Raw genomic sequence first — 14,070 nt, 5'->3', positions numbered from 1 at the left:
TTTTTATGATTTTAATTAGTCTAATGTGATATCAAGGCATAAGCCCTGTAATTCTTTTACCAAAACATTGAATGATTCCGGAACCTGCGGTTCAGGAGTGTTCTCGCCTTTAATAAGCGTTTCATATGTTTTGGATCTTCCGGTGACATCATCACTCTTAACAGTAAGGATCTCCTGGAGTGTATATGCAGCGCCGTAACCTTCAAGCGCCCAAACCTCCATCTCTCCAAACCTCTGTCCGCCGAACTGAGCTTTACCTCCGAGCGGCTGCTGTGTGATAAGTGAGTATGGTCCGATTGACCTGGCATGTATCTTATCATCTGATAAATGTGATAGCTTCATCATATAAATGTATCCAACAGTTACCATCTGGTCAAATTTGTCGCCGGTCTGTCCATCGTACAATATACTTCTTGAGTTGCTTGGCAATCCGGACTGAACAAGAATATCAGTTATATCCTCAAATGAAGCGCCGTCAAAAACCGGGGTTGCAAAAGTGCATCCCAGTAATTTTGCAGCCCAGCCTAAAGCTGTTTCATATAACTGACCCAGGTTCATACGTGAAGGTACGCCGAGCGGGTTTAGAACTATATCAACAGGTGTACCATCCGGTAAGAATGGCATATCCTGTCTCGGGACAATTTTAGCAACAACACCTTTGTTACCATGACGACCTGCCATTTTATCACCAACTGAAAGTTTTTTCTTCTTGGCAATATATACTTTAGCCATCTTTACTACGCCTGTGGGAAGCTCATCACCAAGTATTATCTTGTTGCGGTTTCTCTTTGTCTTTTCTTCTATATCACTTAACCTGGTTTTATAAATTCTGTATAAATGCTGCAGAAGTGATTGTGCTTTTTTGGATGAAGTCCAGTCATTTGTAACATCAAGTGTATCGATCCTGAAATTCGGATTTTCAAGATGTTTAATGAATGTATCCTTCTTTATGGTTGTGCCGCCTCTTATTATTATAGTTCCGTCAATATCACGGATTCCAAGTGAATCCTTGTTATCAAACATTTGACCTAATTTTTCAGCAAGCTTTCTGTTCAGGTCATTAATTGCATCATAGCGGTCCTGCTCAAGCTTTTCAAGTTTTTTCTTTTCTTCTTTCTTGGTCTCGGTATCTCTTTGCTTTCTTGTGAAAAGCTTTTTGCTGATTATGATACCCTTCATTCCCGGTGGTGCTTTAAGTGATGCATCTTTCACATCACCTGCTTTATCTCCGAAGATAGCTCTTAAAAGCTTTTCTTCAGGTGTAGGTTCGGTTTCACCTTTAGGAGTAACTTTACCTATCAGGATATCGTTTTCCTTTACTTCAGCGCCAATCCTTATAATACCGTCTTCATCAAGATCTTTTGTAGCTTCTTCGCTTACATTCGGAATATCACGGGTAAGCTCTTCTTCGCCGCGTTTGGTATCTCTAACCTGGAGGTTATATTCTTCAATATGAACTGAAGTGTAAATATCTTCAGCAACGATTCTTTCACTGATAACAATAGCATCTTCAAAGTTGTAACCGCGCCAAGGCATAAATGCCACCAGAACGCTTCTTCCAAGAGCAAGCTCGCCCTTATCAGTAGCGGCGCCATCAGCTAAACATTCGCCTTTTTTAACACGCTGTCCAACCTTTACAATTGGCTTCTGGTTAATAGAAGTATCCTGGTTGGTTCTTAAGAACTTAATCAGGTTATATTCTTTTATTTCTTCATCATCAAAGCTTAATAAAGCTTCATCTGAATTCTTATCAATATCATATTTTACAACTATCCTGTCAGCTGAAACATGCTCTATAACGCCATCAGCTTCAGCAAGGATAAGTGTCCTTGAGTCATTTGCTACTTTCTTTTCGAACCCTGTACCTATAAGCGGAGCTTCAGGCCTTAAAAGCGGAACGGCCTGGCGCTGCATATTGGATCCCATCAGCGCTCTGTTAGCATCATCATGCTCTAAGAAAGGAATAAGTGCAGCAGCCGCGCTTACGATCTGGTTCGGAGCAATATCCATGTAGTGAACTTCCTCGGGATTTACAATAGGGAAGTCACCTTTGAATCTTGCCTTAATTTTAGTTTCAGCCATTTTTTTGTTTGCATCAAGCTCAACATTTGCCTGTGCAATGATAAAATCATCTTCTTTTTCAGCTGAAAGGTAATCTATTTCATTAAGTACTTTTCCGTTTTTAACCTTACGGTATGGTGTTTCAATAAATCCGAAATCACTTATTCTTGCATGTGTGCAAAGTGATGAAATAAGACCGATATTCGGACCTTCAGGAGTTTCGATAGGGCAGAGGCGGCCGTAATGTGTATAGTGTACGTCACGAACCTCAAATCCTGCACGCTCCCTTGTCAAACCGCCGGGTCCTAGTGCTGATACCCTGCGTTTGTGAGTCATTTCACTGAGCGGATTGGTTTGATCCATATACTGTGAAAGCTGGCTTGTTCCGAAAAATGAAACAAGAGCTGTTGTGATCGTCCTTGCGCTTACCAGGTTACCCGGTGTGATGTTCTCTTCATCGTGAATGCTCATACGTTCGCGGATGGTTCTTGACATTCTTGCAAGTCCAACATTGAACTGTGCAGCAAGCTGCTCACCAATTGAACGAACTCTTCTGTTGCCAAGATGGTCAATATCATCTATTTCTTTTCTGCCTGCTTCAAGATCAACAAGATAATTGATGATCGAGATAATATCTTCTTTTGTAAGAACAGTTTTATCAGAAGGAATATCCAGGTTCAGTTTATAATTGAGCTTATATCTTCCAACTTCGCCAAGATCATATTTCTTTTCATTGAAGAAAAGTTTGTCTACTAAATTCTTGGCTGATTCATCATCCTGGTCTGGTCTTAGCTGTTCTGATATCTGCTCAAGCGCGTCAATTTCTGATTGAGCTGCATCTTTGTTAAGTGTGTTCGCTATCAAAGATTCTTCATACGGTCTATCTGACTTAAATAATTTGATCTTTGAAATTGTTGACTTATTTATTTTTTCAATTAGCTCTTCATCAACAACTGCTGCTTTTTCGGCAATAAGTTCACCGGTTTCCTTATCGATCAGGTCATCGCTGAGCTGTTTGCCCATAAAGTTTTTCAATTCTTTCTTTTCCACAACTTCAAGAAGTCCGAAAAGATCCAATATTTCTTCATTAGTAGAGTAACCAAGAGCTCTTAAAATAGTTGTTACCGGGAATTTTTTCCTTCTGTCAATATATGCGAATAAGCAATTATTGATATCAGTCGTAAATTCAACCCATGAACCCTTCATAGGAATTATTCTTGCTGAGAACAGCTTTGTACCGTTCTGATGCATTGATTCGCTGAATACAACACCCGGTGCCCTGTGAAGCTGAGATACAATTACTCTTTCAGCCCCATTGATAACAAAGCTGCCATAAGGAGACATATACGGGATATTACCCATATAAACATCCTGTTCAACGGCATTGGAATATTCCTTTGCTTCTTTATTTGGCTTGGTAGAAAGGCGTAACTTGGCTTTTAATGAAACAGCGTACGTTAAACCCTGCTCCTGGCATTCGCGTATTGAATACTGCGGTTTTTCTAAATAATACTCTATGAATTCAAGAAGAGCAGTTTCCCTGGAATCTGTAATTGGAAAATTCCTTGTGAAAACAGCTTGCATCCCTGTATCTTTTCTTTCATTGGGTGCAACATCTTCCTGCAGGAATTCCTTAAAAGCCTGTATCTGCACATTAAGAAGATCCGGTGCTTCAGGCTGTTTGCCTGATTTGGACAGGTAGATACGCTCTCCGTTGAAATTGAATTTAGATATGTCTATTGGCATTTTTTTCGACCTCCCGGTGGGGGTTTATATAAATAGGTAATAGACAAGCCATTAGAACATGGCTTGCCTAAAATTTATGAAATTAAGTATTTTTTGAGTTTATAGGATTCAGTTAGAACCTATTTCTTTTGGAATAGAATTTATATTCTGATTTATTTTAATTCTACTTTTGCACCTGCAGCTTCAAGCTCAGCTTTCAGTTTATCAGCATCAGCTTTTGCAAGACCTTCTTTTACAGGTTTCGGAGCGCTTTCAACGAGACCTTTAGCTTCTGTTAAGCCAAGACCTGTAGCATTTTTAACTGCTTTGATTACGTTGATCTTTGATGCGCCTGCATCAACAAGAACTACTGTGAATTCTGTTTTTTCTTCAGCAGCAGCTGTAGGAGCAGCTCCGCCGGTTGCTCCAGCCATAACCATTGGGGCAGCGGCAGTAACACCAAACTTATCTTCAAGTGCTTTTTTTAATTCAGCAGCATCTGAAAGTGTGAGGTTGCTGATTTTTTCTACTAATTCTTCTACTACAGACATTTTAATGTATCTCCTTAATTATTAAGTTTTTTTTATTTTAATTTGCGTTTTTCTTTGCCACTTCTTCAACAATTGATGCAAGATCTCTCATAACGGCGTTTATTGCGCCAACTATTCCCGAGATCGGTGCGTTAAGGCTTCCTATAATTGCTGAAACTATTTCAGGCTTAGATTGTAATGATGCAAGCTGGTTAAGCTGTTTGCTTTCGTAAGCAACGTTTTCAACCAATGCCAGCTTTAACTTCGGTTTCTCTGCTTTATCATAAAACTTCTTTATGATCTTAGCAGGGGAGACAGGGTCATCAAAAGCAAATACTATACCTGTCGGACCTTTTAAGTGTTCGTTAAGCTTTTCACTTTGTGTGTTAAACTTTCCGTCACTCTGCTGAAGTGCTTTTTTAACGAGAGTATTTTTTAAAACCTTATACTCAACTTTTGCGTTAAAGAATTCATCTCTCAGCTCATTGGTCTGCTCAACGGTTAATCCGCTGAAATCGGTAATATATATGCTTGAAGCCTTGTCTAATTTTTCTTTTATTTCCAGAACTGATTGTTCTTTATCTTGCTTGTTCATGAAAGTCTGTTTTATAATAAATTAATGATGTGCTAATTCGTTTTTGCTTATTGTAAGCCCGGGGCCCATTGTGCTGGTAAGTGTAACACTTTTCACATATTGCCCCTTGGAAGTAGCCGGTTTCATTTTAAGTACCTGGTTAATAAAAGTATGTATGTTATCTTCAAGCTGTTTTGGCTCAAATGATGCCTTACCTATACATGCATGAACAATACCTGCTTTTTCAACCCTGAACTCTATTCTGCCTGCTTTAACTTCATTTACTGCTTTTGCAAGATCGTTGGTAACTGTTCCGCTTTTTGGATTAGGCATCAAGCCTTTTGGTCCAAGTACTTTTCCAAGTTTACCAAGCTCGCTCATTGTATCAGGTGCAGCTATAATAACATCAACATCAGCCCAGCCATCTTTAATTTTTGCAAGATAGTCATCAAAACCAACATGATCAGCCCCTGCATTTTTTGCTTCTTCCTGTTTTTCAGGTTTTGCAATTACAAGAACTCTCACTGTTTTGCCTGTGCCGTGCGGCAGGGCTACTGTACCTCTGACAAGCTGGTCTGCCTGTCTGGGGTCAACGCCCAGCTTCATAGCTATATCAATTGATTCATTGAATTTAGCTTTTGATGTTTCTTTGAGCTTAGCTACAGCTTCAGTAATAGAGTATTCTTTGTTAAAGTCTACTTTACTGTTTATTTCTTTTCTCTTTTTTGTAACTTTCATTGTTATTAGTACCTTAATTATCCTTCTACTGTAATTCCCATGCTTCTTGCAGTACCGGCAATTACTTTTACGGCTGATTCAATTGTCCTAGCGTTAAGATCTTTCATCTTCAGGTTCGCGATATCTTCAACCTGTTTCTTTGAAACCTTACCGACTTTGTTCCTGTTGGACTGTGCGCTGCCTTTATCAAGCTTCGCTGCCTTTAAAAGTAAAACGGCTGCAGGGGGAGTCTTAGTAATGAATGTAAAAGACTTATCTGAATATACTGTAATTACTACAGGAATTATCAGACCCTGGTCTTTTGATGTTCTTGCATTGAATTGCTTACAGAATTCCATACCGTTCACGCCTCTTTGACCTAAAGCGGGGCCAACGGGCGGTGCCATAGTTGCCTGGCCGGCCGGGATCTGAAGCTTTACAAATCCAACTACTTTTTTTGCCATTTTATATTATTGTATCTTTTATTTGTGTGAGTGCGTAATATTTTTAAATGATCTCAAACAGGGAGAACTGAAAAGATCACATAATCTGAATTTAAATCTATTTTTCTTTTTCTATCTGAGTGAAGTCCAGTTCAATTGGGGTTTTTCTTCCGAAAATACTTACCATTACTTTGACTTTCATTCTTTCCAGGTTGATCTCGTTTATAGTACCGTTGAAATTTACGAACGGACCGTTAACTACTTTAATAAGATCACCTTTTTCAAACTGCATATCAATTTTTTCTTTTTCATCGGAATCATTTATTCTTCCAAGTATTCTCTTAACTTCATCATCTCTCAATGCAACAGGCTCATTTTTATCACCAACCATTTTCAGCACTGAAGGTGCATGGTTGAGAAGGTAAACAACTTCTTTATCAAGATCAGCTGCTACCAGAACATAACCGGGAAAGAAATTTTTATATTTAATTTTTTTCTTTCCGCCTTTTACTTCAAATACTTTTTCTTCAGGTATCAATACCTGTGCAATTTTATGCTCAATTCCAAGCTCTGTGATCTCAGTTTCCAGGTAGTTCTTAACACGCTTTTCATGCCCGGTTATCGTTCTGACCGCATACCATTTTTTCCCGTGAGCAGCTACATTCGTCTCTGTTTTTTCTTCGCTCATTATCATTAAAATATTATTTTTAATCCTTCGTTAATTACTTTATCTACAGCATATACAAACACTGCGAATATGAGCGAGGTTGCTATTACAACCATTGTTGATTCTTTAAGCTCTTCTCTTTTTGGCCATGTAACCTTCTTCATTTCTTTTACAATATCAGTGAAGAAGCCAATGATTTTATTTTTCAATCTTTATAGATCTCCGTTTATTATAACTTAAGTTCAGAGAATGTTGCACGTCAGGAGGGACTCGAACCCCCAACCTGCGGTTTTGGAGACCGCTGCTCTACCAATTGAGCCACTGACGTATTTTGTTCAGTGCCTTATACTATTTGGTTTCTTTGTGGAGTGTGCGTTTTGTGCAATGCCTGCAGAATTTTTTATATTCTACTCTGCCTGAATGTTTTGTTTTATTTTTTGTTGCACTGTAGTTTCTGTTTTTACAGTCAGTGCATTCCAATACTATGATTAATCTTCCGTCTTTTGCCATGATTATTTTAAGCTATTATTTTTTTATTTGAGCGGGAGACGAGACTCGAACTCGCGACCAACAGCTTGGAAGGCTGTGACTCTACCAACTGAGTTACTCCCGCTTGTTTGATTTAATTTCCCTATTACGAAGTAGAGCTGATGACCGGGATTGAACCGGTGACCTCTTCCTTACCAAGGAAGTGCTCTACCAACTGAGCTACATCAGCAGTGAAAATAAAATTTCATTTGAAAGAACTTTGAAATTTTAATAAATAAAAATTCAGTGGGTAGAGAAGGATTCGAACCTCCGAAGGCATAAGCCGACAGATTTACAGTCTGTTGCGTTTAACCACTTCGCTATCTACCCTTAAATCTCAAACTTCAAAAATATCTAAAAAATAATCTAAAATCAAGTGATTTTATGTTGTATGGAGCTAATTTAGTTAATCTATCCCGGTTAAACTTAGTTCACCGGCATTAAATATTTCCGGTTTATCATTAATCTTGACAGTGATACTCCCATCATAATTTAAATCTATAATTTTACCGTTATTTATTTTCCCATCCGGTCTTGTAAAATTACAGAGTTTTCCGATAATTTTAGCTTGCATTCTCCATTTTTCAAACAGAATTGCAGATTTTTCCGGATGTAAAAGTTCTTTAAGCGAGTTAAATTTGTCTAAAATATTAATAAGTAGACCGGTTATATCGATTTCATTCCCAATGATCTCACTAAGAGATATTGCATTCAGTTCAGCCGGGAAATATTTTTGATTGCAGTTAATTCCGATCCCGGTAATGTATATATCAGAAGGGAGCTTAGATTCTACCAGAATACCGCAAAGCTTTTTGCCGTTAAATAAAATATCATTGGGCCATTTTATTATCAACCCGTCACTATTATTTTTATTTGATCCATCAATAAGTTCTTTAAGTGCTGAATGAACACAATATGAAAAAAAACGAATTATATTTTGGTTTTCAGCAGGGGATATGTTGAATTTTTTCTTTATGGAAAATGTCAGTGAAGTATTCTTTTCAGAAAGCCATTTTTTCCCGGCTCTTCCTTTTCCTGCTGTTTGTTCATCAGTTATTACCAAAGAATCTACAGCAATTTCATTCGCAGAAATATAATCATTTGTGGATGAAAGTGTTTTTTCGTAGAAAAATGATTTCAAGAAATCGTTTTTTTGCAGGGAATTTATGAGACGGTCTATATCGATCATTATCGGAATAATTTAAAGTAAGGATGGATTAATGATTACCTGTCATCTGCTTTAGGTTTTTTACCTCTTTTGTCATCTCTGTCATTTCTCTTATTATTGGAATTATCGCCGTCATTTGCTTTAGCCCTGGTACTGTTCCCGTTATTGTTTTCGGTTTCATTGTTCTTTTCGTATTCATACTTTTCCTTAACATCGTTTTCTTTTTTCTTAACCTCTTTTTTACCGCTGGAAAAATTTCCGTAAGTTAATGCTTCGTAAAGATCAACTCTGCCGTAACCGTAATATTCGTCCCAACCTGAACGATCCTCTCTTGGATCACCAACCTGGTCTACTGCAGTTTGGGTAATAATTTCTCTAAGGTCATTGCTTGTCCTTGTTGGATCCTGTCCAAGTAAAATACTGGCAATACCGCTGACATATGCAGTTGCCTGGGATGTTCCGCTCCAGTATACATCGTAATTTGAATTATCTTTATGATCGAGCCCGTATATCTTATTGCCAGGAGCAACAACTGCAATATGTTTGCCCCAATTGCTACCGCCGCCCCAGGTAAATTCTCTGCATCTGCTGTCGTCGGTATCCGTTGCACCAATAGCCATTACATTACTGAAGCTGGCAGGATAGTATGAATCGCCGTTATTTTTATTCATCATGCTGGCAACAATTAAACATCCTGCATCCTGAGCATACTTTATCGCGTTTTCAAGTGTTTTGGAGTAATCATAACCGCCTTCACTCATGTTAATTATCCTGGCTCCGTTGTTTGCAGCATAATACAAAGAAGCAGACCACCAGGAATATTCACCTAAATTTTCGTCATCCAGATTTTTGCAAATCATAAGCTTACAATTCTGATCTATACCTGCATATCCAAGGTTATTGTTTGTAGTAGCCCCTATTGTTCCGGCAATATTTGTCCCATGTCCGCCATCATCTCTTACATTAGGGTTATCATATGCAAAATTGTATCCATTAATATCATCAACAAATCCGTTACCGTCATCATCTTTCCCGTTTTTTACTTCTTCGGTATTAACCCATATTCTTCCATTCAGGTCAGGATGATCGATCTTTGTACCTGAATCCATAATCCCTACAATTATATCACTGCTGCCTGTTGCAATTTCCCAGGCTTTAAGCACATTCATATCAGCCCCTGCACGTCCTTTTTTGCCGGGTGTTGTTTTTAAAGAACCATCATTATGCAATCCCCATTGCCTGCTGAACAGTTCATCATTCGGAATTGTACTTTCTCCCATTTTGCCGGCAGCTTCTCCTATAAAATCAGGTTCTGCAAAATCTATTTTTTGGTCATTACTTATTTTTTTACATGTTTCAAGGATAGGTAATTTGTCATCAAAATAAACAATAAAGTAAGTTTCGAACTCATATTTTAATGCAAGTTCTTTGTTCCTTTTTAAATCTTTAGGAAATAATTGTTTTATCTTTTTAATGCTTATTTTGTTTGAGGTAAAAATCTCATTAATAGTTTTTTCATAAGTTACAGGGTATATGCCTGATGCAGCAAGAATTTCATTCTGTTTTTTTAGCTTTACTATAATATGATCAGAAGCAAATCTTGTATTGCCGGAATTTTCTTTTAAATATACTTTATGAGCCGGGAAACTCATAAAAGCAGCAAGTAATATTATAGTAAAAATTATTTTTTTCATAAAATAGTTAATATAGCTAAAAATGATATTTTAATCCGGCTGAAATCCTGGTGCCGTCTATAAGAAGCCTTGAATAGACAGGATTATCCAAACTATAGATATTTCCTCCAATAGTGACATAATCTACTGCAAACCGGTCTTGAGATTCAAAAGAAGCCTCTCTGAATTTAAACTCAAAATCCAGTGATAAGTTCCTTTGAAAAAAGTATTCTAGCCCTGCTAAAACATTCATGCTAACTCCGGCTTTACGGGAAATAGGGGAGGTAGAGTAAGGACCTACAGAACGGGTTCTGTTGCCAAAATATATCCCTGCGCCTCCTCCAATGAAGATTTTAAATCTTTCTGTGCTAACCGGCAGGTTCCATTTTAAACCGGCTTCCAAAGGGAGTAAATTATATTCTTCGGTAAATCTCACAACCGATGAAGCTGAATCATTTTCAAAACGAAGAAGTAATTCGTCATCTTTTACTTTCATGTATTCTGATGAAATGTAGAACATTATGTCAAAGTTGGAAAATCCCGGATTATATGTAAATTCAGCGCCGTAACCGTAACCGCCTTTGAGTTCTATCGAAGCATCACGAACAAAAGAAACATTTGATTTGATATTGTTTTGCAGTTCTGCTGAAGAAACATACATTCCGTAAACCTGAAGGGTAAATTTACCTGAGCCATTATATGGTATGTAATCTTTGTTTTCGTTTTCGGGCTGGGAATATAAAAAATATGGGTTCAATAAAATAATTGAACCCATAAATAAATATATTAAAAATTTATTCTTCAAATAATACCGTTTAGTTATTTTAACAAATTGCTTATTTGCAAATTAACTCTATCAGAATTAATATGCAATAAGCTATAAAACCTTACCGGTACATCATATCCCTGTTATCAACAATGACAGCTTTTTCTTTAAGATCAGCCAGCCATTCCTGTACAATAGTTTGTTTTTTCTGGTTTACCAGTGCAGATTTAATTGTTTCAAACTGAATCTGGTAAATATTCTGATCAAATGGAGATATATTTCTCATTTGTACAATATAATATCCGCGCATTGTTCTGATTGGTTCGGATATCTGTCCGTTTTGCAATTTATATACTGCATTTGTGAAATCAAAATCAGCGCCAATCATAGGGCTTGGGGCTGCAATACTTACTGTATCAGCTTTTTGAATAATCAGCTGCGGATTAACTGATTTTAATGAATTGATATCTCCGCCCTGAATTTTTCCTTTTAAGTCGATTGCCTGCTGTTTTAAAAAATCCAGCTTCTTTTCATTTTTTACAAGTAAAGGAAGCTGCTGTACTTTTAATTCGTCAAAAGAATAATATCCTTCTGGGAATTTATCAGTTATCATGTAAACAGCATATCCAGTTTGTATTTTCATAGGGTCACTAACTGCACCCTTTTTTTCAGATAAAGCGAATTTAGTAACCGAAGAATTTTGTCCTGCTCCGGGAACGAATGCCCCTTTTGTTATGTAGTTCGGAATATCTACAACCTGAAGACCGAGTTTTTTAGCCTCTTCTTCCAGATTACCTTTTTTGGAAATAAAAGCAAAGTCTTCAGCTCTTTTTCTGGCTGCATCTTTAGTTTTAGTTGATGCTTTTACTGTTTTTTTAATATCAGCAAACTTGAACTCTTTATTTTGCCTGCCTTTTACCTTTATGATATGGTATCCGAATTGTGATTTAACCGGACCAACAATATCCCCTATGTTTGCAGAAGTGACTGCAACTTCAAATTCTTTAACCATGGCACCTTTGCCAAACCAGCCAAGATCCCCTCCTTTGAATTTGTTTGAAGGGTCATCGGAATTTTCTGCCGCCAGCTTTACGAAATCTTCTCCGCCTTTTAATCGCTGGGCAATCTGTTCTGCTTTTTGCTTAGCTGCATTTGTATCTGTTCCGAAGTTAATAAGAATGTGCTGGGCATTGCTGAAAGTTTCTGTGCCTTCTTTAGTATCAAGTAACCTTACCATGTGGAATCCATCTGATGCTTTAATGATATCGGAAACACTGTCTTTTGCCGCTGAAAATAGGAATGCTGCAACTTCAGATGCAATTTCATTAGGTTTTACAAAATTGTTTGAAAATTTTGTCAGTGAATTATCATTAACAATTCCATAAGTAGTCGAATCATCTGCTTTTAAAGTTTTGAGATCTTTAGTAAGAGCCTTCATCATTTTTTCAGTGTAAATAGTATCTTCCATATTAGCAGCATCAGCGAACAATACATATTTCAGTTTTGCTGATTCCTCACGTTTAAAATCATCTTTATGGCTTTCATAATAATTCTTAATATCATCATCTGAGATTGATATCTGGTTATCCATAACATTATTAGGGTCAAGTAAAACATATTCAAAGGAAGCTTTGATATTTTCATCTTTGAATTTCTGTAAAACTTCACCTTCGGTAACTCTGACAGTTCCGGTTATTACACTTTGCAGTTTCTGTGAAAGCAGGGTCTGCTTTAGGTATTCTTCAACCTGTGACCAGAATTTTGTAACTTCAGGAGTTTTGGTTGCAAGCGCTTGCTGGTAAACAGCCATATTGAACTGCCCGGTAGAATCTATAAAATTCCTTTTTATTACATCAGGCAGTGTTTGTGGTGAATTATATACCCAATTGAGAATTTCCTGATTTGTAACAGTTATACCAAGCCTTTTTATTTCCTGCTCTGCAAGAATCTGGGATACCATCTGTTCCCAAACCTGGTCTCTGATCATTTTTATTACATTTTCGTCCGGATCTTCTCCGGTCTGCTGTCTCTGCTGGTCAATTGCAAAATTGACCTGGCTTTCGAAATCAGCAAATTTTATTTCCTGTCCGTTAACTGAACCTAATTCTGTGACCTGTCCGCCCCTTAGTCCAAGGTAATCCATACCCCATTCGAATACTATAGTAGCAAGAAAAGCTATTATTAATATTATCAGAATAATGTGCGTTTTATCGCGCAGCTTATTCATTAAACCCATAAGTAAATAAACCTCTCTTTAAGCGCTGAATCTTTGATCTAGCGAATTTTCAATGAAATTTATGAAAAAACAAACACAAATATAGTTTTATGTCAGTCAATAATCAATGTAAAGATAATACCTTTTTAAAATATTGTATAATAGAGCTATAAAGGTAAAAATTGTAAAAAATAGAGATTATTTAGATACTATGGAAGTTTTATACTCTAAAAATTTTCTAAAAACAATCAAAAATTTGATCTTTTTCATATTCTTCACGAAAAATATCATCAGTCAAATCAGGGATTTTGTTTAAGCAGTTATTTTGATAACTTGATAAATCATTTTTTTCTGAACTTTCAGAATGGTTATTTTCATTCCATTCAATAATTTCGGAGTGGAAAATTGATGCAAGCATTTTGACCTCCATTAAAGGTATTTTGATGAATTTGTTTTATATAATGCAAAAATATATTTACTTAGTTCCGGGAATATTTTATTTAAGTTAAAAAATGATTCATTCAATCGGTAACATATAATACTATTGTTAAATTTTATTGATTATGTTATTTTTAATAAAATACACTAATCATTTCAAATGAAATACACTATCAATTACAACATTAAAGGAGATTTCCTCAGTGTGATTTTGTCCGGAAATTATCCGACTGAAAAATTTAAGGAAATATCCGGGGATATGGACAGGGTAATTGATGAGAACGGGATTTCAAAAATATTAGTTGACTTGCGAAAATTTGAAGGCAGATTCGGAGTTTTTGACGGATTGAAGGAAATTGAAAATTTCAGGGAAGAATCTAAATTTCTTCAGTTTGCTGTTCTGGATATACCCGAAAATAAAAAGAATAATGATTTCTTTGAAAATGCCTCATTTAACAGGGGGTATAAACTTTTATTTTTTTACAAAAAAGAGGATGCTTTAAAATGGCTGAATGTACATCAAGCTGAAGAATTTGATAAAGTTTTGGTGAAAGAATATTAATTG

General features: G+C 36.6%; 14 protein-coding genes and 4 tRNA genes. 1 reads left to right on the top strand and 17 read right to left on the bottom strand.

Annotated features, from left to right (window positions below):
- Window positions 1–15 precede the first annotated feature (15 nt).
- The 17 genes from rpoB to J0M37_12405 all read right to left on the bottom strand — a co-directional run bounded on the left by rpoB (window position 16) and on the right by J0M37_12405 (window position 13,485).
- Entirely contained in the window at window positions 16–3,807 is a 3,792-nt protein-coding gene (rpoB, locus tag J0M37_12485) for a DNA-directed RNA polymerase subunit beta (GenBank protein ID MBN8585899.1), read from the bottom strand.
- A gap of 152 nt (window positions 3,808–3,959) precedes the next feature.
- Window positions 3,960–4,337 carry a 50S ribosomal protein L7/L12 gene (gene rplL / locus J0M37_12480; protein ID MBN8585898.1) on the bottom strand — a complete coding sequence of 126 codons (378 nt, stop codon included), beginning with the start codon at window positions 4,335–4,337 and terminating at the stop codon, window positions 3,960–3,962.
- 37 nt (window positions 4,338–4,374) lie between these two features.
- On the bottom strand, window positions 4,375–4,911 hold the full coding sequence (locus tag J0M37_12475) for a 50S ribosomal protein L10 (GenBank protein MBN8585897.1): 537 nt from the start codon (window positions 4,909–4,911) through the stop codon (window positions 4,375–4,377).
- 21 nt (window positions 4,912–4,932) lie between these two features.
- Entirely contained in the window at window positions 4,933–5,628 is a 696-nt protein-coding gene (locus J0M37_12470) for a 50S ribosomal protein L1 (GenBank protein MBN8585896.1), read from the bottom strand.
- 17 nt (window positions 5,629–5,645) lie between these two features.
- On the bottom strand, window positions 5,646–6,071 hold the full coding sequence (gene rplK, locus J0M37_12465) for a 50S ribosomal protein L11 (GenBank protein MBN8585895.1): 426 nt from the start codon (window positions 6,069–6,071) through the stop codon (window positions 5,646–5,648).
- A 97-nt stretch (window positions 6,072–6,168) separates the two neighbouring features.
- Complete coding sequence (gene nusG, locus J0M37_12460) at window positions 6,169–6,738, bottom strand: transcription termination/antitermination factor NusG (protein MBN8585894.1); 570 nt, start codon at window positions 6,736–6,738, stop codon at window positions 6,169–6,171.
- A gap of 5 nt (window positions 6,739–6,743) precedes the next feature.
- Window positions 6,744–6,926 carry a preprotein translocase subunit SecE gene (gene secE / locus J0M37_12455; protein MBN8585893.1) on the bottom strand — a complete coding sequence of 61 codons (183 nt, stop codon included), beginning with the start codon at window positions 6,924–6,926 and terminating at the stop codon, window positions 6,744–6,746.
- A 46-nt stretch (window positions 6,927–6,972) separates the two neighbouring features.
- Window positions 6,973–7,045: transfer RNA gene (locus J0M37_12450), tRNA-Trp, on the bottom strand.
- Window positions 7,046–7,065: 20 nt separating this feature from the next.
- Window positions 7,066–7,230: a 50S ribosomal protein L33 gene (rpmG, locus tag J0M37_12445; protein ID MBN8585892.1), complete on the bottom strand. Its 165-nt coding sequence runs from the start codon at window positions 7,228–7,230 to the stop codon at window positions 7,066–7,068.
- A gap of 27 nt (window positions 7,231–7,257) precedes the next feature.
- Window positions 7,258–7,330 (bottom strand) — tRNA-Gly (locus J0M37_12440).
- A 32-nt stretch (window positions 7,331–7,362) separates the two neighbouring features.
- Window positions 7,363–7,435, bottom strand: a tRNA-Thr gene (locus J0M37_12435).
- Between the two features lie 57 nt (window positions 7,436–7,492).
- A tRNA-Tyr gene (locus J0M37_12430) sits at window positions 7,493–7,575 on the bottom strand.
- Between the two features lie 76 nt (window positions 7,576–7,651).
- On the bottom strand, window positions 7,652–8,386 hold the full coding sequence (locus tag J0M37_12425) for a biotin--[acetyl-CoA-carboxylase] ligase (protein MBN8585891.1): 735 nt from the start codon (window positions 8,384–8,386) through the stop codon (window positions 7,652–7,654).
- Window positions 8,387–8,469: 83 nt separating this feature from the next.
- The gene (locus tag J0M37_12420) at window positions 8,470–10,107 is read right to left on the bottom strand and encodes a S8 family serine peptidase (protein MBN8585890.1); all 1,638 of its coding nucleotides are present in this window, start codon (window positions 10,105–10,107) and stop codon (window positions 8,470–8,472) included.
- Between the two features lie 16 nt (window positions 10,108–10,123).
- Window positions 10,124–10,891 (bottom strand): hypothetical protein, encoded by a 768-nt coding sequence (locus J0M37_12415; protein MBN8585889.1) that lies wholly within the window; start codon window positions 10,889–10,891, stop codon window positions 10,124–10,126.
- A gap of 82 nt (window positions 10,892–10,973) precedes the next feature.
- Window positions 10,974–13,088: a peptidylprolyl isomerase gene (locus tag J0M37_12410; GenBank protein ID MBN8585888.1), complete on the bottom strand. Its 2,115-nt coding sequence runs from the start codon at window positions 13,086–13,088 to the stop codon at window positions 10,974–10,976.
- A 217-nt stretch (window positions 13,089–13,305) separates the two neighbouring features.
- A complete protein-coding gene (locus tag J0M37_12405) occupies window positions 13,306–13,485 on the bottom strand; it encodes a hypothetical protein (GenBank protein MBN8585887.1) in 180 nt (59 codons plus the stop codon).
- A gap of 180 nt (window positions 13,486–13,665) precedes the next feature.
- Here J0M37_12405 and J0M37_12400 point away from each other — a divergent pair, with 180 nt between their 5' ends.
- On the top strand, window positions 13,666–14,067 hold the full coding sequence (locus J0M37_12400) for a hypothetical protein (GenBank protein ID MBN8585886.1): 402 nt from the start codon (window positions 13,666–13,668) through the stop codon (window positions 14,065–14,067).
- Window positions 14,068–14,070 lie beyond the last annotated feature (3 nt).

It is taken from the genome of Ignavibacteria bacterium (assembly GCA_017303675.1).
Taxonomy (GTDB): domain Bacteria; phylum Bacteroidota; class Ignavibacteria; order Tepidaquicellales; family OLB5; genus OLB5.
Note: the sequence above shows the minus strand (reverse complement) of the source record. Positions and strands in the feature narration are given on the sequence as shown.